The sequence below is a fragment of the Streptomyces sp. enrichment culture genome, assembly GCF_964272855.1.
Classification (GTDB): domain Bacteria; phylum Actinomycetota; class Actinomycetes; order Streptomycetales; family Streptomycetaceae; genus Streptomyces.
This window is the reverse complement of record NZ_OZ186847.1, coordinates 2379838-2400904: the sequence shown is the minus strand read 5'-3', so window position 1 is coordinate 2400904 and position 21067 is coordinate 2379838. Positions and strand designations below refer to the sequence as shown.

Here is a 21067-nt window from a genome sequence, read left to right as displayed (position 1 = left end):
TGCCAGCCACCGACACGGAAGACCTGCTCGACCGGGTCGGCGAGTGGGGTCCCGCCGCCACCCCGGCGGGCACCTTCCTGCTCGTCCCCGTGCGGGTCGAGCGGGATCTCCGGCTCGTCAGCCGCTGGATGAACGACCCCGCCGTGGCCGCCTTCTGGAAGCTGTCAGGGCCGTCGGAAGTGACCGAGAAGCACCTCCGTGCCCAGCTCGACGGCGACGGACGCAGCGTGCCGTGTCTCGGTGTGCTGGACGGCACGCCGATCGGTTACTGGGAGATCTACCGGGCGGACCTCGACCCGCTCGCCCGCCACTATCCCGCCCGGCCTCATGACACCGGAATCCACCTCCTCCTCGGTGATGTCGGCCACCGTGGCCGAGGTCTCGGCAGCATGCTGCTCGGAGCCGTGGCCGACCTGGTCCTCGAGAAACGGTTTGCTTGCCGACGCGTGATCGCTGAGCCCGACGTTCGCAACACTGCCTCCCTGTCCGCCTTCCTTCGCGCCGGCTTCCGCCTCACCACCGAGGTCGATCTGCCCGACAAGCGGGCCGCCCTCATGGTCCGGGAGAGGACCGGCTGCCGTACGCCTCCATAGCGCTGTGACGACGTCGTCACTTCTGGTACACCGCTCGCGGCGATCCGGTTCCACTCGATTCGCGTCGGCTCGAATCAGGGCCAGTCGGGTCACGTCGACGCGCTTCCCGTCGGCTCGATTCACGCCGATCGCCACCGAGCCCCACATCCATCACCACCCAACCCCTCTCCAGGAACCCGACAGTCTTGATCCAGCCCTCCGCCTCCGCCGTGATCCCCCGTTTGTCAGTGCCGCGCCGTAGGGTGGTCGCGCTATGACGAAGCCCTCACTCCCCGAACTCCTGCATGCTGCCGTCACTGCCGTCGGCGGCACGGAGCGCCCCGGCCAGGTGACCATGGCCGAAGCCGTCGCGGAGGCGATCGACGACGGCTCGCATCTGCTCGTCCAGGCCGGCACCGGCACCGGAAAGTCGCTCGGCTATCTCGTGCCCGCGCTCGCCCACGGGGAGCGAGTGGTCGTGGCGACCGCCACGCTGGCCCTGCAGCGCCAGCTCGTGGAGCGCGACCTGCCCCGCACGGTCGACTCGCTGCACCCGCTGCTGCGCCGCCGCCCCGAGTTCGCGATGCTGAAGGGCCGGTCGAACTATCTGTGCCTGCACCGCCTCCACGAGGGCGTCCCGCAGGACGAGGAAGAGGGCCTGTTCGACCAGTTCGAGGCGGCCGCGCCCACCAGCAAGCTCGGCCAGGACCTGCTGAGACTGCGCGACTGGGCCGACGAGACCGAGTCCGGTGACCGCGACGACCTCACCCCCGGCGTCTCCGACCGTGCCTGGGCGCAGGTGTCGGTGTCGTCGCGGGAGTGTCTGGGCGCGACGAAGTGCGCGTACGGAGCCGAGTGCTTCGCGGAGATGGCCCGTGAGCGGGCCAAGCTCGCCGAGGTCGTGGTCACCAACCACGCGCTGCTCGCGATCGACGCCATCGAAGGCGCCCCGGTCCTGCCGCAGCACGAGGTACTGATCGTCGACGAGGCCCACGAGCTGGTCTCCCGGGTGACCGGTGTCGCCACCGGCGAGCTGACCCCCGGCCAGGTCAACCGCGCGGTGCGCCGGGCGGCGAAGCTCGTCAACGAGAAGGCGGCCGATCAGCTGCAGACCGCCGCGGAGGGCTTCGAGCGGCTGATGGAGCTGGCCCTGCCGGGGAGGCTGGAGGAGATCCCGGAGGATCTCGGTTATGCGCTGATGATGCTGCGCGACGCCTGCCGCACGGTGATCTCCGCGATCGGCGCGACCCGCGACAAGTCCGTCCAGGACGAGGACGCGGTCCGCAAGCAGGCGCTGGCCTCCGTGGAGACGGTCCACGACGTGGCGGAGCGCATCACCAACGGATCCGAGTGGGACGTGATCTGGTACGAACGGCACGACCGCTTCGGTGCCTCCCTGCGCGTGGCCCCGATGTCCGTCTCGGGCCTCCTGCGGGAGAAGCTGTTCGCGGACCGGTCGGTGATCCTCACCTCCGCGACCCTGAAGCTGGGCGGCGACTTCAACGGGGTCGGCGCGTCCCTGGGGCTCGGCCCGGAGGGCATGGAGGGCGACGACCTGCCGCAGTGGAAGGGCGTGGATGTCGGGTCGCCGTTCGACTACCGCAAGCAGGGCATCCTGTATGTGGCCAAGCACCTGTCGCGCCCCGCGCGGGACGGTGACCGCGCCGACATGCTGGACGAGCTGACGGAGCTGATCCAGGCGGCCGGCGGCCGCACGCTGGGGCTGTTCTCCTCGATGCGGGCCGCCCAGCTCGCCGCGGAGGAGTTGCGCTCCCGTATCCCCGAGTTCCCGATCCTCCTCCAGGGCGAGGAGACCCTCGGCGAACTGATCAAGAACTTCGCGGCCGACCCCGAGACCTGTCTGTTCGGCACGCTCTCGCTCTGGCAGGGCGTCGATGTCCCCGGCCCCAGCTGCCAGCTGGTCGTGATGGACAAGATCCCGTTCCCGCGTCCCGACGACCCGCTGATGAGCGCCCGCCAGAAGGCGGTGGAGGACGCCGGGGGCAATGGCTTCATGGCCGTCGCCGCCACCCACGCGGCGCTGCTCATGGCCCAGGGCGCCGGTCGCCTCGTCCGCGCGACCGGGGATCGCGGTGTGGTGGCCGTACTGGACCAGCGGCTGGCGACGGCCCGCTACGGCGGTTTCCTGAAGACGTCACTCCCAGACTTCTGGTACACCACGGACCGTAACCAGGTCCGGAAGTCGCTCGCGGCGATCGACGCGGCGGCGAAGCAGGCGGAAGCGACGTGATCGCGGGGAGGCCTGTCCGGCAGCGGACGGGCCTCCCCGCATCCCAGCGGCACCGGGCGCGGCACAGGGCCCCGGATCCAGCGGTACCGGTGCCGGCAAAGCACAGGGCCCCGGAACCGGCGCAGGGGTTCCGGGGCCCGGTCGGAGGGGCGCGGCTGTCGCCAGCCCGCCCGTCGCGGCCGTCACACGCGCCGCAGTACGGCCACCACCTTGCCCAGGATGGTCGCGTCGTCGCCCGGAATGGGCTCGTAGGCCGCGTTGTGGGGGAGGAGCCAGACGTGGCCGTCCTCGCGCTTGAAGCGCTTCACGGTGGCCTCGCCGTCGAGCATGGCGGCGACGATGTCGCCGTTCTCGGCGACGGGCTGACGGCGGACCGTGACCCAGTCGCCGTCACAGATGGCGGCCTCGATCATGGAGTCGCCGACGACCTTCAGGACGAAAAGCTCTCCGTCACCGACCAGCTGCCGGGGCAGCGGGAAGACGTCCTCGACCGACTCCTCGGCGAGGATGGGGCCACCGGCGGCGATCCGGCCGACCAGCGGCACGTACGACGCGGCGGGCTTGCCGGCGGTGTCGGTGGGGGCCACGGAGGCGGCCTGGTCGGAGCCGCGCACCTCGTAGGCGCGCGGGCGGTGCGGGTCACGGCGCAGGAAGCCCTTGCGCTCCAGTGCCATCAGCTGGTGCGCCACGGAGGACGTGCTGGACAGGCCGACGGCCTGGCCGATCTCGCGCATCGACGGCGGGTAGCCGCGCCGCTGGACGGAGTCCCTGATGACCTCGATCACACGGCGCTGCCGGTCCGTGAGCCCGGAGCTGTCCGCCCGGATGCCTGGAGGTCGTCCCGGAAGGGAGCGCTTGTGCCCCTCGGGATTCGTGGCTTCGTTCATCGCATGCACCGGCTCGAGTCGGCCCTGGGGGCGGTCCTGGGCAGTGATGGTGGCACTGTCTGCGGTGGTGGTCACGTCGGCCCCTCTCGATGGTCTCCCTGCTGGACAACGGTAGTTGCTTTCGAAAGGTTGCGCCAAACACACGTTCGAGTGAAAATTCGCGATTCGGCTGACGTGATCATGTGTCCGGGTGTATGGGTCACGCGGTGCCTCGCGGGCAAAAGTGCCCATTGTTGTACTCTTCACCGCCGGGAAAGCGCCCCGGGGAAGCGCCCTTGTGGGGCGGGCCCCAGTCTGCCATCCGGCCTCCCGTCGGTCGGGCATGGGCTGCCGTTCGCGCAGGAGTCGCACGCGTCCTCCCTGCGGCGGCCACGGTATCTCCCCATGCGTCATCGCATCAGGCTGGCGCGCCGACGTGCGTGCTTCGACACGCGGGGCTGGGCTGGATGTATGAGCCAATCCCCACATCTAGTGGTTGGATGACGGCGGCAGCCCACAAGTTGTGGTCCCCCCGGTCATCGACCCCTCGGCGATCGCCTATGCTTGTGGCTGCTTCGAGGGGCCCCTGTGGCTCCCGAGGCCATTGAGTCTGCTGTGAGGAGGGTTGGGAGTTCATGCACTGCCCCTTCTGCAGGCACCCCGACAGCCGCGTCGTCGACAGCCGTACGACCGACGACGGCACGTCGATCCGCAGGCGCCGCCAGTGTCCGGACTGCTCCCGTCGTTTCACGACCGTGGAGACGTGTTCGCTCATGGTGGTCAAGCGATCCGGAGTCACCGAGCCATTCAGCCGTACCAAGGTCATCAACGGTGTGCGCAAGGCATGTCAGGGAAGGCCTGTCACCGAGGACGCGCTGGCCCAGCTGGGGCAGCGGGTCGAGGAGGCGGTGCGGGCCACCGGAAGCGCCGAGCTGACCACCCACGACGTGGGACTGGCCATACTCGGCCCGCTGCAGGAGCTCGACCTCGTCGCCTACCTGCGATTCGCGTCCGTGTACCGGGCGTTCGAGTCGCTCGAGGACTTCGAGGCGGCGATCGCTGAACTCAGGGAACAGACGGGACGCCCCGCCGCGGACGACGGAGACGCCGGCGTGGGGCGCCAGGAAGACGACCGCGGGTCGGGAGAGGCCGTTTCGGTCCCCGAGCCCGCCGGCGCCGCCGACTGATCGAGGGGCCGGGCCGGACACCGCGTCCGGACCGGCCGGTCGGCGGCGATCCAAGACCTGTTGCGGGCCGCAGCGAGAGGGTGCCCGCAACACCAGACAGAACACCGTGCTTCGGGAACATCGGGGCACTTCAGGGCGTTTTCGCCCGTACAGGGAGGCGGCATGACAGAGACGGCGAGCGGTCCGGCACGAGGTTCCCGAGCCAAGGGCACCAAGGCGAGCAAGGGACTGCGTATCGAGCGCATCCACACCACCCCCGGCGTGCACCCGTACGACGAGGTGACGTGGGAGCGCCGTGACGTCGTCATGACCAACTGGCGCGACGGCTCGGTGAACTTCGAGCAGCGTGGCGTCGAGTTCCCCGACTTCTGGTCGGTGAACGCGGTCAACATCGTCACCAGCAAGTACTTCCGGGGTGCCGTCGGCACCCCGCAGCGCGAGACCGGCCTCAAGCAGCTGATCGACCGCATCGTGAAGACGTACCGGAAGGCCGGTGAGGACTACAACTACTTCGCCTCGCCCGCCGACGCCGAGATCTTCGAGCACGAGCTGGCGTACGCCCTCCTGCACCAGATCTTCAGCTTCAACAGCCCTGTCTGGTTCAACGTCGGCACCCCGCAGCCCCAGCAGGTCTCGGCCTGCTTCATCCTGTCCGTCGACGACTCCATGGAGTCGATCCTCGACTGGTACAAGGAAGAGGGCATGATCTTCAAGGGCGGTTCCGGCGCCGGCCTGAACCTGTCCCGCATCCGCTCCTCCAAGGAGCTGCTGTCCTCCGGCGGCAACGCCTCCGGTCCCGTCTCCTTCATGCGCGGTGCCGACGCCTCCGCAGGAACGATCAAGTCCGGTGGCGCCACCCGCCGCGCGGCCAAGATGGTCATCCTCGACGTCGACCACCCCGACATCGAGGACTTCATCGAGACCAAGGTCAAGGAAGAGGAGAAGATCCGCGCGCTGCGCGACGCGGGCTTCGACATGGACCTGGGCGGCGACGACATCACGTCCGTCCAGTACCAGAACGCCAACAACTCGGTCCGCGTGAACGACGAGTTCATGAAGGCGGTCGAGGAGGGCGGCAAGTTCGGCCTGCGCGCCCGCATGACCGGCGAGGTCATCGAGGAGGTCGACGCCAAGTCCCTCTTCCGCAAGATGGCCGAGGCCGCCTGGGCCTGCGCCGACCCGGGCATCCAGTACGACGACACGATCAACCACTGGCACACCTGCCCGGAGTCCGGCCGGATCAACGGCTCGAACCCCTGCAGCGAGTACATGCACCTGGACAACACGTCCTGCAACCTGGCCTCGCTGAACCTGATGAAGTTCCTGAAGGACGACGGCAAGGGCAACCAGTCCTTCGACGCCGAGCGCTTCGCCAAGGTCGTCGAGCTCGTCATCACCGCGATGGACATCTCCATCTGCTTCGCGGACTTCCCGACCCAGAAGATCGGCGAGAACACCCGCGCGTTCCGCCAGCTCGGCATCGGCTACGCCAACCTCGGCGCCCTGCTGATGGCCACCGGTCACGCGTACGACTCCGACGGCGGCCGCGCCCTCGCCGGTGCCGTCACCTCCCTGATGACCGGCACCGCCTACCGCCGCTCCGCTGAGCTCGCCGCGGTCGTCGGCGCCTACGACGGCTACGCCCGCAACGCCGACGCCCACAAGCGCGTCATGAAGCAGCACGCCGACGCCAACGACAAGGCCGTCCGCATGGACGACCTGGACACGCCGATCTGGGCCGCCGCCACGGAGGCCTGGCAGGACGTGATCCGCCTCGGTGAGAAGAACGGTTTCCGTAACTCCCAGGCGTCCGTCATCGCCCCGACCGGCACCATCGGTCTGGCGATGTCCTGCGACACCACCGGCCTCGAGCCCGACCTCGCCCTGGTCAAGTTCAAGAAGCTGGTCGGCGGCGGCTCGATGCAGATCGTCAACGGCACCGTCCCGCAGGCCCTGCGCCGCCTGGGCTACCAGGAGGAGCAGATCGAGGCGATCGTCGCCCACATCGCCGAGAACGGCAATGTGATCGACGCCCCCGGCCTCAAGCTCGAGCACTACGAGGTGTTCGACTGCGCCATGGGCGAGCGCGCCATCTCCCCGATGGGCCACGTCCGCATGATGGCCGCGATCCAGCCGTGGATCTCCGGCGCCCTGTCCAAGACGGTCAACATGCCGGAGACGGCGACCGTCGAGGAGGTCGAGGAGATCTACTTCGAGGCCTGGAAGATGGGCATCAAGGCCCTCGCCATCTACCGCGACAACTGCAAGGTCGGCCAGCCCCTCTCCGCGAAGACCAAGGAGAAGGAGAAGGCCGAGGTCACGGAGAAGACCGAGGCGACGATCCGCGAGGCCGTCGAGAAGGTCGTCGAGTACCGCCCGGTCCGCAAGCGCCTCCCGAAGGGACGTCCCGGCATCACCACGTCCTTCACCGTCGGCGGCGCCGAGGGTTACATGACCGCGAACTCCTACCCGGACGACGGTCTCGGCGAGGTCTTCCTGAAGATGTCCAAGCAGGGCTCGACCCTCGCGGGCATGATGGACGCCTTCTCCATCGCGGTCTCCGTCGGCCTCCAGTACGGCGTGCCGCTGGAGACGTACGTCTCGAAGTTCACGAACATGCGCTTCGAGCCGGCCGGCATGACCGACGACCCGGACGTGCGGATGGCCCAGTCGATCGTCGACTACATCTTCCGCCGCCTCGCGCTGGACTTCCTGCCGTTCGAGACGCGTTCCGCGCTCGGCATCCACTCCGCCGAGGAGCGTCAGCGCCACCTGGAGACCGGCTCCTACGAGCCGCTGGACGACGAGGACGTCGACGTCGAGGGCCTGGCCCAGTCGGCTCCGCGCGCCCAGGAGCTCAAGGCCGTTGCCACCCCGAAGGCCGAGACCGAGGCGGCCAAGCCCGCCCCGCGGCAGGCCCACACCAGCGCCGAGCTGGTGGAGATGCAGCTGGGCATCCAGGCCGACGCCCCGCTGTGCTTCTCCTGCGGCACGAAGATGCAGCGGGCCGGTTCCTGCTACATCTGCGAGGGCTGCGGCTCCACCAGCGGCTGCAGCTGACCGCTGAGATGTGACCGCTGAGATGTGAGTGAGGGGCGCCGGAGAAATCCGGCGCCCCTCTTCGCGTATGTGAAGCGGATGCGGAGGTCAGGGCCGGTGGGCGGCGCCCATGGTTCGCGTGAAGGTCGCGGGGTCGTCCTCGAAACCGGTCACCCCGGGGTGGAACTCCCACACGCCCGACTCGTCACGCCGGAACTCCGCGACCGTCGCCGCCGTGGCCCCGAGAACGCCGCCGAAGTCGTCCTGGGCGAGATCGGTGTATCCCTCACGGATGCGCAGCGACGGGTTGACCACGCTGACGAAGGTGCGCCGCGCGGGCCGCTGCTGGATGACGACACCGACGACCACGCGCGCGTAGCGGGCGTCGAGCCGGTCGAGCTCCACGGTCAGGACCTCGTCCCAGCCGAAGCCCTTGCCGTCCTTGCTGTCCCGGTTGAGGTAGATGGTGCCGTCGGGGGAGCGGCTGTCGAAGTGCACCAGGTACGAGGGTTCACCGTGCGGGTCGTCCGCCAGGTAGGTGCCGGCCACTATGTCGAGATCGGTGGGTGGCTGACCCGCCGGACTCGGGTCCCACTTCAGTGCGATCTCGACCTTGCGGATTCCCTTGCTGACGCCGTTCACGAACGTCCCCTTCCCCGTGTGCGCGCAGGCCGAACTGCCGGTCCGTCAAAGCCGGTTGTCCATCCTGCCACGCGAGACCGGGCGCCGGTGCGCGTCCGGTCCACCGGAGGCCGTCCGTCACCACGCTCCGTGGCCTTACCATGGCGCGGTGCTGGTCAAGTGGATTCGCTGCACCGTGGTGGACCGCCGGGGTTTCGAGCGGGGGCAGCGAAAGTGGGCGGGGCTGCTGGGTGAGCCGGGTTTCCGGGGGCAGGGCGGGGGCTGGAGCCGCAGCCGGCCCTCGGTGGCCCATGTCTTCGCCTTCTGGGAAAGCCGGGCCTTCTACGACTCCTTCATGGCCCGCTCCCACGACCGGCTCGCAGCGGCACAGTCGGGCACCTTCAAGGACGCCCAGGCCAGACTGTTCGACCACCGCTTCGACGTGAAGACCGGCTTCGAACCGCGCTTCACCGACGCCGATCTCCTCCGGGTCGCCCTGTGCCGGGTCCACGAGGACCGCGTGGAGAACTTCACCCTCATGCAGGAGAAGGTGTGGAACCCCGCGATGGCCGGTTCGCCGGGCATGATCCGCGGCCTGTTCGCCGAGGCGCCCGGGAACGAGTTCATGGTCCTCTCCATGTGGCGGTCGGCGGCCGAGCACGGCAAGTACCGCACGGAACGGGTGGAACGGCTCGCCCTGAGGGCCCAGACCGAAGCGGACGTCGCCGCGCTCACGGGTGACATCGTGGACATGGAACCGACCTGGACGGTTTGAGATCCGGACGGGCACATCGTGTGCCCTGTGTGGTGCACGGTGTGACCTACGCCGTACGGAACCCGTCCGACTGCTCGCCCGCCCGTCACTCCCACTAGGGTTTTTGGCATGGCACGACCACGGCGCATCGTCCTTGTCCGGCACGGCGAGTCAACGGGCAATGTTGATGACTCCGTGTACGAACGCGAACCCGATCACGCCCTCGCGCTCACCGAGCGGGGCTGGCACCAGGCGGAGGAGACCGGGAAGAGCCTGCGGGAGCTGTTCGGGCGGGAGCGGGTCAGCGTGTACGTCTCGCCCTACCGGCGCACGCACGAGACCCTGCGCGCCTTCCATCTCGACCCCGACCTGATACGGGTCCGCGAGGAGCCCCGGCTGCGCGAGCAGGACTGGGGGAACTGGCAGGACCGCGACGACGTACGGCTGCAGAAGGCCTACCGGGACGCCTACGGCCACTTCTTCTACCGCTTCGCCCAGGGGGAGAGCGGCGCCGACGTGTACGACCGGGTCGGCGGCTTCCTGGAAAGCCTGTACCGCAGCTTCGAGGCCCCGGACCATCCACCGAACGTGCTCCTGGTGACCCACGGCCTGGCCATGCGGCTGTTCTGCATGCGGTGGTTCCACTGGACGGTCGCCGAGTTCGAGTGCCTGGCGAACCCCGGGAACGCGGAGATGCGCATGCTCGTTCTGGGGGACGACGGCAAGTACACACTGGACCGGCCCTTTGAACGCTGGCGAGATCCGGAACCGTACGGGATCACCGATTAGAGTGGCAGGGCGATGACCGCTGACTCCTCTTCCGACGGGCGCCTGGACCGCGCCCTGGCCAGCCTGCGCGGACTTGCCGTGGGAGACGCGCTGGGCTCCCAGTACTTCGTCCCCGCCAACTATCCGCTCCTCAAGCGACGTGAGGTCCCGCCCGGCCCGTGGCAGTGGACCGACGACACGGAGATGGCCTGCTCCGTGGTCGCCGTCCTCGCCGCCCACCGGCGCATCGACCAGGACGCGCTGGCCCACTCCTTCGCCCACCACCACGACTTCGACCGCGGCTACGGCCCCGCCGTCAACCGGCTGCTCCGGCTGGTCCGAGAGGGAGGCGACTGGCGCGAGCTGGCCGCCGCGCTGTTCAACGGACAGGGCTCCTGGGGCAACGGCGCCGCCATGCGGATCGCGCCCCTGGGCGCCTGGTACGCGGACGACCCCGAGCAGGCCACCCACCAGGCGGAGATCTCCGCCTACCCCACGCACCAGCACCGCGAGGCCGTCGTCGGCGCCATGGCCGTCGCCGCAGCCGCCGCGCTGGCAGCCGATCCCGCCGGGCCGCCGACCGCCGAGGCGCTGCTCGACGGGGTCGTCGCGCTCGTACCCAAGAGCGCGGTCGGAGCCGGCCTGCGCCGCGCCCGCGACATGCTCGACTACGGCGACGCGACCACGGTCGCGGCCGTGCTGGGCTGCGGACGGCGTACGACGGCCCACGACACCGTGCCCTTCGCCGTCTGGTCGGCCGCTCGCTCGCTCGGGGACTACGAGCAGGCGTTCTGGACGACCGCGCAGGTCGGAGGGGATGTCGACACCACCTGCGCCATCGTGGGCGGGGTGATCGCCGCCGGCAAGACGGGGGTGCCGCCCGCCGAGTGGGTGGCGCGGACGGAAGCGCTGCCGGACTGGGCTCCGACGGCCGGCTAGTCCGCAGCCTCCGGATTTTTTCGAAACTCTCCGTGCACGCCGGGAACTCTCCGTGACCGGTCGCCGTTGTCCTGGTAACCGCAGGGCGTCGACCACGTCCGCGGACACGTCGTAGGCGTCGCAGGGGGTGGGCATGGAAACGCGGTGGGTGCTGCTCGCGCTGCTTGTCGCGGTGCTCTGGGGCCGGGCTGCCACGCGCGGGGCCGGACCGGCGTCCGGGCTGTCGGTGCCCTGGACGCGGCCCGGCCCCGCGCGGCTCCTCGCGGGCCGGCCGGTTCGCCTTGGGCATACCCCCGTCATGCCCGGCGGCCGGCCGTGGAGTGCGGCCCGCGACGGTCTCGGGTCAGCCGCCCACCGGGCCCGCCGTGCCGGCCAGGGCCTCCAGGTCGCTCTTTCGGACTCGGATCACCAGCCCAGCCGTGATCAGGGCGAGCACGGCCATCGCGGCAGCCGGGACGAACGCCGTCGAGATGCCTTGCGCGAGCACCTCGTGCCCCCAGGGCGCGGGCAGCTGAAGGGTCTCGGCGAACTCCGCCTTCTGCTGCGGAGTGCCCTCGGCGAGGAAGCCCGGGAGCTGCCTCTCCGCTTCCTCCTTGCTGGCCGTGCCGAAGACGGTGGTGAGGATGGACAGGCCCAGCGAACCACCGACCTGCTGGGTGGCGTTGAGCAGGCCGGACGCGGCGCCCGCCTCGCTCGGGGCGACTCCGGAGACCGCGGTCACCGTCGCGGTCACGAAGTTCAGGCCCATGCCGAGTCCGAAGACCAGCATCGGGCCGAGCACCCCGCTGAGGTAGGAGCTGTCGGGGCTGATGAAGGTCAGCCACGTCAGTCCGACGACGACGAGCGCGGAACCGGCCAGCATGAACGGCTTGGGACCGAGGACCGGCAGGAACCGCTGCGACAGGCCGGCGCCGATCACGATCGCGACGGTGACGGGCAGGAAGGCCACCCCCGCCTTGATCGGGCTGTACCCCAGCACGTTCTGCACGAAGAGCACGATGTAGAAGAACATGCCGAACATCGCCGCGGCCAGGCTCAGCATGATCACGTAGGTGCCCGCGCGATTGCGGTCGGTGAACATCTTCAGCGGGGTGATCGGCTCCTTGGCCCGCATCTCGGTGAGCACGAACGCGACCAGCAGGACCACGGCGACACCGAACGACGTGAGGGTGAGGCCGTCCCGCCAGCCTTCCTCCGCCGCGCGGATGAAGCCGTACACGAGGGAGGCCATGCCGAACGTCGAGGTCAGCGCGCCCGCGATGTCGAACCGTCCGGGGTGCCGCTCGGACTCGCTGATGTAGAGCGGGGTCAGTACGGCGATCAGCACACCGATCGGCACGTTGACGAAGAGGACCCAGCGCCAGTCCAGCCACTCGGTGAGCATGCCGCCCGCGAGCAGGCCGATGGCGCCACCGCCCGCGGACACCGCGGCGAAGACGCCGAAGGCACGGTTGCGTTCGGGGCCCTCGGCGAACGTGGTGGTGATCAGCGCCAGCGAGGTCGGCGACGCGATGGCGCCGCCGACGCCCTGCAGGGCGCGCGCCGCCAGCAACTGCCAGGGCTCCTGGGCGAATCCGCCCAGCAGGGAGGCGAAGGTGAACAGCAGGATGCCGGCCATGAAGACCCGGCGGCGGCCCAGGATGTCACCGGCTCGGGCACCGAGGAGCAGCAGACCGCCGAAGGTCAGGGTGTAGGCGCTGACCACCCAGGTGAGGTCGGTCGTGCTGAACTCGAGTGCGCTTTGAATGTGCGGGAGCGCGATATTCACAATCGTCGCGTCGAGTACCACCATGAGTTGGCAGGCCGCGATGACGGTGAGCGCGATGCCGGGACGTCCCTGGCGGCGTGCCGCGCCCGGTTTCTGATCCGATATCAACTGAGAGGTCGTCACTATGGGTCCCCCACAAGAGCTTTAGTGAACGCTCGCGTTCACTGTCGCGTCAACGGTAGTGAGTCCCCGGTAGTGAACGCAAGCGTTCACTCAGGCCGCGCTCTTGCGGCATGTGCCCGGCTGGTGCTGGGTGCAATGTCCCCATTGCTCGCAATTACCGAAATATTCCTTTCTGTAGTCCGCTGGAGACGCTCGGATGGTTACTTCGCGCTGGTCGGCCGCCCCCGCTCAGGCGGCCGCTCCCCGTCGGCGCGGCGCGGTGCTCGAACGCGCGATTCTCGATGCCGCGCTGGAACAGCTCAGCACGGTCGGCTGGAACGGCCTCACCATGGAGGGCGTCGCCGCCGGGGCCCAGACCGGCAAGGCGGCGGTCTACCGCCGCTGGCCGTCCAAGGAGGACCTGGTCGCCGACGCGCTGCAGGCCGGACTGCCGCGCCTGGACGCGGCACCCGACCTCGGCAGTGTGCGCGAGGATCTGCTGGCGCTCTGCCGGCAGGCCCGGGATGCGATGTTCTCGCGGCCGGGGAGTGCCCTGCGTTCCGTCATTCACGAATGCGACACCATGCAGGCGGAGCGCTTCCATGCGGTGATCGTCGAGGGGGTGGTGGAGCCGACGATCAAGCTGCTCCGTGAGGTGATCATCCGTGGTATCCAGCGTGGAGAGGTCCGTGAGGACGCTGCCAACGGTTACGTCTTCGACGCCGTGCCGGCGATGATGATGTACCGGTCGAAGATGTGCGGGTGCGAATGGAGTGACCGTGACCTCGAGGAGATGACCGACCAGCTGATGGTGCCGCTGCTCCGGCGGACCGATGTCTGAACGGGGGTGACGGCCGGTGTGACATGGCTAGGGGGTGTCTCGGCAGGTTCGGAGCGGCGTACGCTAAGGGCGCCATGCCGTACGAACCACCTACTCACACCGTCGAGCGCTCCCTTCGCGCCACGACCGGAGCGAAGGTCATTGCCGGTGTCGACGAGGTGGGGCGCGGCGCGTGGGCCGGCCCCGTCACCGTCTGCGCGGCGATCACCGGACTGCGCCGGCCCCCCGAAGGTCTCACCGACTCCAAGCTGCTCACCGTCAAGCGGCGCACCCAGCTCGCCGCCGAGCTGCAGAAATGGGTGACGTCCTATGCGCTGGGGCACGCCTCCCCCGAGGAGATCGACGAGGTCGGGATGACCGCGGCGCTGCGGCTCGCGGCGGTCCGTGCCCTGGAGGGCCTGCCGGTCCGCCCCGACGCGGTGATCCTCGACGGCAAGCACGACTACCTCGGTGCGCCCTGGATGGTCCGGACCGTGATCAAGGGCGACCGGTCGTGTGTGGCGGTGGCGGCGGCCTCGGTGATCGCCAAGGTTCAGCGCGACAAAATGATGGCCGAACTGGGTGTCGAACATGCAGACTTCGGTTTTGCGGACAATGCCGGGTATCCGTCGCCCGTGCACAAGGCCGCACTGGAGGTGCGGGGCCCCACTCCGTACCACCGGATGTCGTGGGCGTATCTTGATGCGCTGCCCCAGTGGCGGCACCTCAAGAAGGCGCGCAGCTGGGCGGACGGGAGCGTTCCGGAGATCGAGGGCCAGCTCGGCTTCGATTTCTGACGGTTCCGGTCGCACGTATGTGCCACCCACCGACGCGTGCCGCACCAACGTTTGATAAACATCAGCTCATGCCTCTCATCCCCGAGGAGCCTCAGATTCACGAGAGTGCCCAGGGTCCCCGCGCCACTCCGGCCAGCGGCCGCGTCGCGCCGACCCCCCGCCCCGTACCCGGCCCCCGCCCCGCGGCTCCGCCGCGTCCTGGTCGTCCCGGCCCTCTCCGGCCCGCGCCTCCGGTGCAGCGGACGACGCGTGACGCGGCTCCGGCCAAGCCCGGGCCGGCCGGTCCCGCCGCCCCCGCCGCGGCTCCGGCGACCCCGCAGATCCAGCTGATCCCGGCCTCGGCCGAGGGCGCGCTGGACGCTGCCGAGGAAGCTGTGGACCTTCTGCTGGACTCCGGTCGCGCCCCCGGCGACGTACTGGTGATCACCACCGGTGAGTCGCACCCGTGGGCCGCCCACGAGCTGTCCTTCGGCGAAGCGGCCTACTGGGCCCAGCACGACGCGCGCGACGACGTCTTCTACGCAGACGCCGCCGTCGCCGGGCGTGCCGCCACCCGTGCCGTGGTCGTCGTCGCCGTCAACGGCGGCACCGACGCCGCGGTCGCCGCCGCCCTGCCGCTGGCCCTGAGTCGTGCCGGTGCCCTGCTGATCGTCTGCGGCGACCCGCAGCAGATCAACGCGGTGCTCGGCGTGGGCGTCTGAGCCGGTTCGAGCAGGTCCCCGGTCCCGGCACGGGCGGGCGTCGTCCGGCCCGTCGGGGCGCCGCCATGGCGGCACCCGCACGGCTCGGCGACTTCGGCGTGCTCGGACGGCCGGGGCGCACGGCTGTCCGCGGCCGTTCGCGGTGACGTGGTCCCGCGGTGCGCTGCGCTGCGCTGTGCCCGAGGTGTGCGCGGTGGTCCGGCGAGGATGTCGCGTCGGGCGCCGGGTGTGGGCCTGGGTGGTCGTGCCGCCGGGTGTGCGGTGGGCCGGCGGGGTCGCACCGCCGGGATTTCGCTGAGGCGGTGCGGTTGTTCCGTCGGTCGTCGGGTGCGGTGGGCTGGTGCCGTTGGTGCACCGGGTCTGCGGTGGGCCGGTGTGGGCCTACCGGTGCGTGACGCAGTGGGCCTGGGTGGTCCTGCCGCCGGGTGCGTGGTGAGCCGGTGTGGTCGTGTCGGCGGAAGCTTCTTGGCGGGGCGCCGCGTGGTCGAGCGCGCCGGTGTGGTCCTAGGGGACGTCTCGCCGATCATGCCGGGCTCGCGGCGCCTGGCACCGCGCCTCGCCGCGTTGTCGTCACTCGCCGGTGCGCCGCATCGGCTCCCTTCTCCGCCTTGCGATGCACGGCACCAGACGCCGCTCCCTGATCCGGCCTGATCGACGAGACACCCCCTAGCACCGAGTGCTCGGTGAGCCGGTTCTGTGGTCCAAGCGCCGCGTGCGAGGTGAGCCGGTGCTGTCGTGTCGGCGGAAGCTTCCTGGCGGGGCGCCGCCTGGCGCAGTGGGCCGGTGTGGTCCTGTGTCCGGGTGGGCGGTGCGCCGGTCCGGGCGTGCTGCGGGGTGGGCAGGGGGTTGGTCCAGTCCGTGTTGCCGGGTGTGCTGGGGCGGTGTGGTCGTGCCGTCGAATACGTGCCGTGGGGGGCGGTGCTGTTGTGGCGGGGGAGGTTCCTCAGCGGGCCGCTGCGCGGCGGAGTATGTCCGAGGTGGCGCCGCCGGTGCGTGGGGGTGGGGTCTCGGAGAGGGCGACGGACTCGGGGGGTGAGTCCGAGCTCGGGCGGCGTCCGCCGCGGCCCTCGCCGAGGACCTGCCAGCCGTCGCGGGTCAGGGTGATGTACGCCCCGCAGCGCAGCCCGTGCAGTGTGCAGGCGTCCCGCAGGCCCCACATCCAGGCGCCGTCCTCCTCCGTCCAACGGGCGTCGCCGTCACGGCAGTACAGCAGCACCGCCGTGCGCACGGGGGTGCGGCGGCGCAGGTCGTGCGGGATGACCCGGCGCAGTTGAGCGAGGAGCGCGTTGCGGAACATCCAGCCGTCGGCCGGGGCCGGCCGGCGGATGAACGACGCGCTGGCCCGCAGCCGTTCGTCCGGGTCGAGCACGGCCACGATCGCGGTGGCCGGCTGCGGACGATGCCGCGCGTGCAGCCCGCTGACCACCTCACGCGGGTTGCGCAGCAAGGGGATTCCGGCGGCGGCCCACTCCGCGGGTTCGAGCATGCGGGCCACGGAGTTGGCGGAAGCGGCGGACAGGTCGGCGGACGTCGACGTGGATGCCGTGGACGGAGCGAATCCGAAGGTCACGATCCTCCCTTCGGCTACGCGCCCACACTGCGGGCGGGGTTGGAATCGGGGGAGCGCGCACCGCAGCGGAGCCCTACCTGATCACGGACGGGGCCGTGCGGGGAGCGGACTTCAATTCTTCCTGCCGAACCAGGAAGCGGCAACGAGCAATTGGGGCCACCGACCCTTATCAGGTGGTCCGGGGCTTATATCCGTACCCACAAGTTCACGGTCTGATGCCGGTGCCGGCGTGGATACGGTACAGGTCGTCACGCTGTGTGAATTGGCGGCTTGCCCGCGGGATCGGGTTGCATGGAGACATGGACAGTCCCGAGCTCCGCGCCGAAGCAGATGCCGTCCTCGCCGAGCTGGTCGGCACCCCAGGGGGTTCGGCGCGGCTGCGGGAGGACCAGTGGCAGGCGGTGTCGGCGCTGGTGGAGCAGCGCCGACGGGCGCTGGTCGTGCAGCGCACCGGCTGGGGCAAGTCGGCGGTGTACTTCGTCGCCACCGCCCTGCTGCGCCGGCGTGGCGCCGGCCCGACGGTGATCGTCTCGCCGCTGCTGGCACTGATGCGCAACCAGGTCGAGGCGGCGGAGCGGGCCGGTATCCGGGCCCGCACCATCAACTCGGCCAACCCGGAGGAGTGGCGGACGATCTACGACGAGGTCGAGCGCGGCGAGACCGACGTTCTCCTGATCAGTCCGGAGCGTCTGAACTCCGTGGACTTCCGGGAGCAGGTGCTGCCGCAGCTCGCGGCCACGACCGGCCTGCTGGTGGTGGACGAGGCGCACTGCATCTCCGACTGGGGCCACGACTTCCGGCCCGACTACCGCCGGCTGCGGGCCATGCTCGGCGACCTCGCCCCGGGCGTGCCGGTGCTGGCCACCACGGCGACGGCCAACGCGCGGGTGACGGCGGACGTCGCCGAGCAGCTGGGCACCGGTGCCGGCGAGGCACTGGTGCTGCGCGGCTCGCTGCACCGGGAGAGCCTGCGGCTCGGCGTGGTCCGGCTGCCGGACGCCGCGCACCGCCTGGCCTGGCTCGCCGAGCACCTGGACGAGCTGCCCGGGTCGGGGATCGTGTACGCGCTCACCGTGGCCGCGGCCGAGGAGGCCACCGCGTTCCTGCGGCACCGCGGCTTCCAGGTGGCCTCCTACACGGGCCGCACGGAGAACGCCGACCGGCTCCAGGCCGAGGCCGCCCTGCAGCGGAACGAGGTCAAGGCGCTCGTCGCGACCTCCGCGCTCGGCATGGGCTTCGACAAGCCCGACCTGGGCTTCGTGGTGCACCTCGGCTCGCCGTCCTCGCCGATCGCCTACTACCAGCAGGTCGGCCGGGCGGGACGCGGGGTGGAGCACGCGGACGTGCTGATGCTGCCGGGCAAGGAGGACGAGGCGATCTGGCGCTACTTCGCCGACTCCGCCTTCCCGCCCGAGACGCAGGTACGGCAGACCCTGGCCGCCCTCGACGACGCGGGACGGCCACTGTCCGTGCCCGCTCTGGAGGCGGCCGTCGACCTCCGGCGCACCCGGCTGGAGAGCATGTTGAAGGTCCTCGACGTGGACGGCGCCGTACGACGGGTCAAGGGCGGCTGGGAGAGCACCGGGCGGCCCTGGACGTACGACACGGAACGGTACGCCTGGGTGGCCCGGCAGCGGGCGGCCGAGCGGCAGGCCATGCGCGACTACGTCGACTCCTCCCAGTGCCGGATGGAGTTCCTGCGCCGGCAGCTGGACGACGAGGGGGCGGCCCCGTGCGGCCGGTGCGACAACTGCGCCGGGCCCTGGATCGACTCCTCCGTCTCCACCGAGGCGCTGAGCGGGGCGGCGAAGGAGCTGGACCGGCCGGGCGTGGAGGTCGAACCGCGCCGGATGTGGCCGACCGGCATGCCCGCCCTGGGCATCGACCTGAAGGGACGCATCCCCGCAGGTGAGCAGTGCTCCACCGGGCGGGCGCTGGGGCGGCTCTCGGACATCGGCTGGGGCAACCGGCTCCGCCCGCTGCTCGCCGAGAACGCGGCCGACGGGCCGGTCCCGGACGACGTCCTGCGGGCCGCGGTGGCCGTCCTCGCCGACTGGGCGCGCTCGCCGGGCGGCTGGGCGCCGAACGTCCAGGACGCCTCCGCCCGACCGGTGGGAGTCGTCGCCGTGCCGTCGCTGGCCCGGCCGCAGCTGGTGGACACCCTCGCCCAGGGCGTCGCGGCCATCGGCCGCCTGCCCTACCTGGGCACTCTGACGTACACCGGAGCGGGCGGCGCGCACGCGGCACGGCGCAGCAACTCGGCTCAGCGCCTCCGGGCGCTGTCCGGCGCCTTCACCGTCTCCGAGGAGCTGGCCGCCGCCCTGGCCGGCAACCCGGGACCCGTGCTGCTCGTGGACGACTACACCGACTCGGGCTGGACCCTCGCGGTCGTCGCCCGTCTGCTGCGCCGGGCGGGCGTAGAACGGGTTCTCCCGCTGGTACTCGCCGCGGCGGGCTGAGCCCCGCCCGGCTCTTGCCGGCGTGTCCTCGGCCGGCTCCGCCGTTCGTGGTGGCGTGGCCTGGGCCGTCTCCTCCGCCCTCGGAGGCGTCGCCCGGGTCTCCCCCTCTCGGTGGCGTCGCCTCGGTCGGCTGTGCGGTCGTGCCTTCGCCGCTCTTGTCGGCGCCGGCTGGCTCGGTTTCGCCGCTTGCCGGTGGCGCTGCCTGGGTCGGCCGACCGCGGTGGCGTCACCCTGGGTCGTCTCCTGCGCCCTCGGGGGCGTCGTCCGGGTCTCCCCCTCTCGATGGCGTTGCCTCGGGCGGCTGTGGAGCCGTACCTCCTCCGCTCTCGTCGGCGCCGCCTCGCTCGCCCCCTGCTCTCATCAGCGACGCCGCCAGACGCGCCGCCCCGGACCGCGTCGACCCGTACCCCGCCCCTCCATGCCACCACCCCCACCCACCGCCGCTTTAGAGCCGCAAGGCAGGATCAGGGAACTCCCGTATCCCCGGGGGGTTTTGGTGAGAAGGGATGAGGATGACAGGCTCTGCCGTCGACAGTGACCAGTGGATCAGGCGTTACCACCCGGCGCCCGCCGGGGGCGGCACGCTTCCCCGGCTTGTGTGCTTTCCGCACGCGGGTGGTGCGGCGACCTACTTCCATGAGTTCTCCCGCCGCCTGCAGGGGACGGTCGACGTGCTCGCCGTGCAGTACCCGGGGCGTCAGGACCGGCGTACCGAGCCGTTGCCGGCGAGCCTGGGTGAGCTGGCCGAGCGGATCGCCACGGTGCTGCGGCCGTGGACGGGTGCCCCGCTGGCGTTCTTCGGGCACAGCATGGGCGCCCTGATCGCCTTCGAGGTGGCCCGGCGGACGCGGCCCGGCATGCTCTTCGCGTCCGGGCGCCGGGCGCCGTCGACGCACCGGGAGGAGCGGATGCACCTGCTCGACGACGACGGCTTGGTGGCCGAGGCCACCCTCCTCGGCGGCACCGACCGGCGGGTGCTGGCCGACCCCGAGATGCGCGAGCTGGTCCTGCCGGTGCTGCGGGCGGACTACCGGCTGCTGGAGACCTACCGCCCCGATCCCGGGGCCGTGATCGACGTACCGATCGAGGTGTTGTACGGCGACCGGGATCCCAAGGTGACGGCCGAGGAGGCGCGGGCATGGGACGCGCACACCAGCCGTGACTGCGCGGTGCACGTCTTCGAGGGCGGCGGGCACTTCTACCTCGCGGACGCCCTGGACGAGGTGAGCGAACTCGTCGTGCGCCGCTGGGCGCTCACCGCGGCGGCGCCGGACGCAGACCGTCGATGAGGACGGTGACCACCTGACCGGCCTCCTCCGGCGCGTGTTCGGTGGCCCACGCGGCGGCCGCGATCAGGGCGAACAGCTCGCTGGGGGAGGTGTCGTCCCGTACGTCGCCGGCCTGCTGCGCCCGCCGCAGCAGGCGCTCGCCCGCCGACTGCATGGACGTACAGGCCGTGTTCAGTTCGGAGGCCTCGTTCTTCAGGCTGTGCATCAGCATGTCGACCAGCCCGCGGTAGGTGGTGGCGTGCGCGACGGCGGCGTGCACCCATGTGGTCAGCGCCGTCCCCGGCGGGTCCACCGCCATCAGCTTCTCCGCCGTGGCGCCCAGTTCCTCGATGCTGTCCCGCAGCACCGCCTCCAGGAGGTTCTCCCGGGTGGGGAAGTGCCGGTAGAGCGTGGCGTTGCCCAGGCCTGCACTGCGGGCGATGTCGTCGAGCGAGGTGTCGATGCCGTCCTTGCCGAAGGCCAGCTTGGCCTCGGTCAGGAGGCGCTCGTAGTTGCGGCGGGCGTCTGATCGCATGCGCTGCCTTCTCCTCGGCGGCGGGAAGCGGGGCCGGCACCCCGGTGGCC

Annotated in this window: 16 protein-coding genes and 1 pseudogene; 12 read left to right on the top strand and 5 right to left on the bottom strand. The window is 70.8% G+C overall.

The window, feature by feature from the left end; translation table 11 throughout:
- Positions 1-17: 17 nt before the first annotated feature.
- Positions 18-593, top strand: a pseudogene (locus ACSU6L_RS09920) (GNAT family N-acetyltransferase); the annotation flags it as partial.
- A gap of 253 nt (positions 594-846) precedes the next feature.
- Positions 847-2823, top strand: a complete 1977-nt coding sequence (locus ACSU6L_RS09915; protein ID WP_437055605.1) for an ATP-dependent DNA helicase — start codon at positions 847-849, stop codon at positions 2821-2823.
- A gap of 182 nt (positions 2824-3005) precedes the next feature.
- Here ACSU6L_RS09915 and lexA read toward each other — a convergent pair whose 3' ends face one another.
- Entirely contained in the window at positions 3006-3785 is a 780-nt protein-coding gene (gene lexA / locus ACSU6L_RS09910; RefSeq protein ID WP_073939483.1) for a transcriptional repressor LexA, read from the bottom strand.
- Positions 3786-4324: 539 nt separating this feature from the next.
- On the opposite strand from lexA, the gene nrdR reads away from it, so the two are divergent.
- Both nrdR and ACSU6L_RS09900 read left to right on the top strand, forming a co-directional pair.
- A complete protein-coding gene (gene nrdR / locus ACSU6L_RS09905; RefSeq protein ID WP_073939482.1) occupies positions 4325-4876 on the top strand; it encodes a transcriptional regulator NrdR in 552 nt (183 codons plus the stop codon).
- A gap of 162 nt (positions 4877-5038) precedes the next feature.
- Positions 5039-7936: a vitamin B12-dependent ribonucleotide reductase gene (locus ACSU6L_RS09900; protein WP_437055602.1), complete on the top strand. Its 2898-nt coding sequence runs from the start codon at positions 5039-5041 to the stop codon at positions 7934-7936.
- 87 nt (positions 7937-8023) lie between these two features.
- Here the strand turns inward: ACSU6L_RS09900 and ACSU6L_RS09895 are convergent, their stop codons facing one another.
- Entirely contained in the window at positions 8024-8557 is a 534-nt protein-coding gene (locus ACSU6L_RS09895) for a TerD family protein (RefSeq protein ID WP_437055600.1), read from the bottom strand.
- Between the two features lie 148 nt (positions 8558-8705).
- Between ACSU6L_RS09895 and ACSU6L_RS09890 the strand changes: the two genes are divergently transcribed.
- The 3 genes from ACSU6L_RS09890 to ACSU6L_RS09880 all read left to right on the top strand — a co-directional run bounded on the left by ACSU6L_RS09890 (position 8706) and on the right by ACSU6L_RS09880 (position 10997).
- Complete coding sequence (locus ACSU6L_RS09890; protein WP_073939479.1) at positions 8706-9311, top strand: YdbC family protein; 606 nt, start codon at positions 8706-8708, stop codon at positions 9309-9311.
- Positions 9312-9419: 108 nt separating this feature from the next.
- A complete protein-coding gene (locus ACSU6L_RS09885) occupies positions 9420-10079 on the top strand; it encodes a histidine phosphatase family protein (RefSeq protein ID WP_437055599.1) in 660 nt (219 codons plus the stop codon).
- Positions 10080-10091: 12 nt separating this feature from the next.
- Entirely contained in the window at positions 10092-10997 is a 906-nt protein-coding gene (locus tag ACSU6L_RS09880) for an ADP-ribosylglycohydrolase family protein (protein ID WP_437055597.1), read from the top strand.
- A 343-nt stretch (positions 10998-11340) separates the two neighbouring features.
- On the opposite strand, the gene ACSU6L_RS09875 is transcribed toward ACSU6L_RS09880, so the two are convergent.
- Positions 11341-12888, bottom strand: a complete 1548-nt coding sequence (locus ACSU6L_RS09875; RefSeq protein WP_437055595.1) for an MFS transporter — start codon at positions 12886-12888, stop codon at positions 11341-11343.
- Between the two features lie 196 nt (positions 12889-13084).
- Between ACSU6L_RS09875 and ACSU6L_RS09870 the strand changes: the two genes are divergently transcribed.
- The 3 genes from ACSU6L_RS09870 (at position 13085) to ACSU6L_RS09860 (ending at position 15185) form a co-directional block, all read left to right on the top strand.
- Positions 13085-13708, top strand: coding sequence for a TetR/AcrR family transcriptional regulator (locus ACSU6L_RS09870; RefSeq protein ID WP_073939475.1), 624 nt, complete (start codon positions 13085-13087; stop codon positions 13706-13708).
- A gap of 74 nt (positions 13709-13782) precedes the next feature.
- Positions 13783-14484 (top strand): ribonuclease HII, encoded by a 702-nt coding sequence (locus tag ACSU6L_RS09865; protein ID WP_437055593.1) that lies wholly within the window; start codon positions 13783-13785, stop codon positions 14482-14484.
- A 68-nt stretch (positions 14485-14552) separates the two neighbouring features.
- On the top strand, positions 14553-15185 hold the full coding sequence (locus tag ACSU6L_RS09860; RefSeq protein WP_437055591.1) for a hypothetical protein: 633 nt from the start codon (positions 14553-14555) through the stop codon (positions 15183-15185).
- Between the two features lie 943 nt (positions 15186-16128).
- Here ACSU6L_RS09860 and ACSU6L_RS09855 read toward each other — a convergent pair.
- Entirely contained in the window at positions 16129-16755 is a 627-nt protein-coding gene (locus tag ACSU6L_RS09855) for a hypothetical protein (protein ID WP_437055590.1), read from the bottom strand.
- A gap of 299 nt (positions 16756-17054) precedes the next feature.
- On the opposite strand from ACSU6L_RS09855, the gene ACSU6L_RS09850 reads away from it, so the two are divergent.
- On the top strand, positions 17055-19214 hold the full coding sequence (locus tag ACSU6L_RS09850; RefSeq protein WP_437055588.1) for a RecQ family ATP-dependent DNA helicase: 2160 nt from the start codon (positions 17055-17057) through the stop codon (positions 19212-19214).
- Positions 19215-19726: 512 nt separating this feature from the next.
- Positions 19727-20503: a thioesterase II family protein gene (locus tag ACSU6L_RS09845; protein WP_437055586.1), complete on the top strand. Its 777-nt coding sequence runs from the start codon at positions 19727-19729 to the stop codon at positions 20501-20503.
- Here ACSU6L_RS09845 and ACSU6L_RS09840 read toward each other — a convergent pair.
- Complete coding sequence (locus tag ACSU6L_RS09840; protein WP_073939469.1) at positions 20469-21017, bottom strand: TetR/AcrR family transcriptional regulator; 549 nt, start codon at positions 21015-21017, stop codon at positions 20469-20471. The two genes, ACSU6L_RS09845 and ACSU6L_RS09840, sit on opposite strands and share 35 nt — an antisense overlap.
- Positions 21018-21067 lie beyond the last annotated feature (50 nt).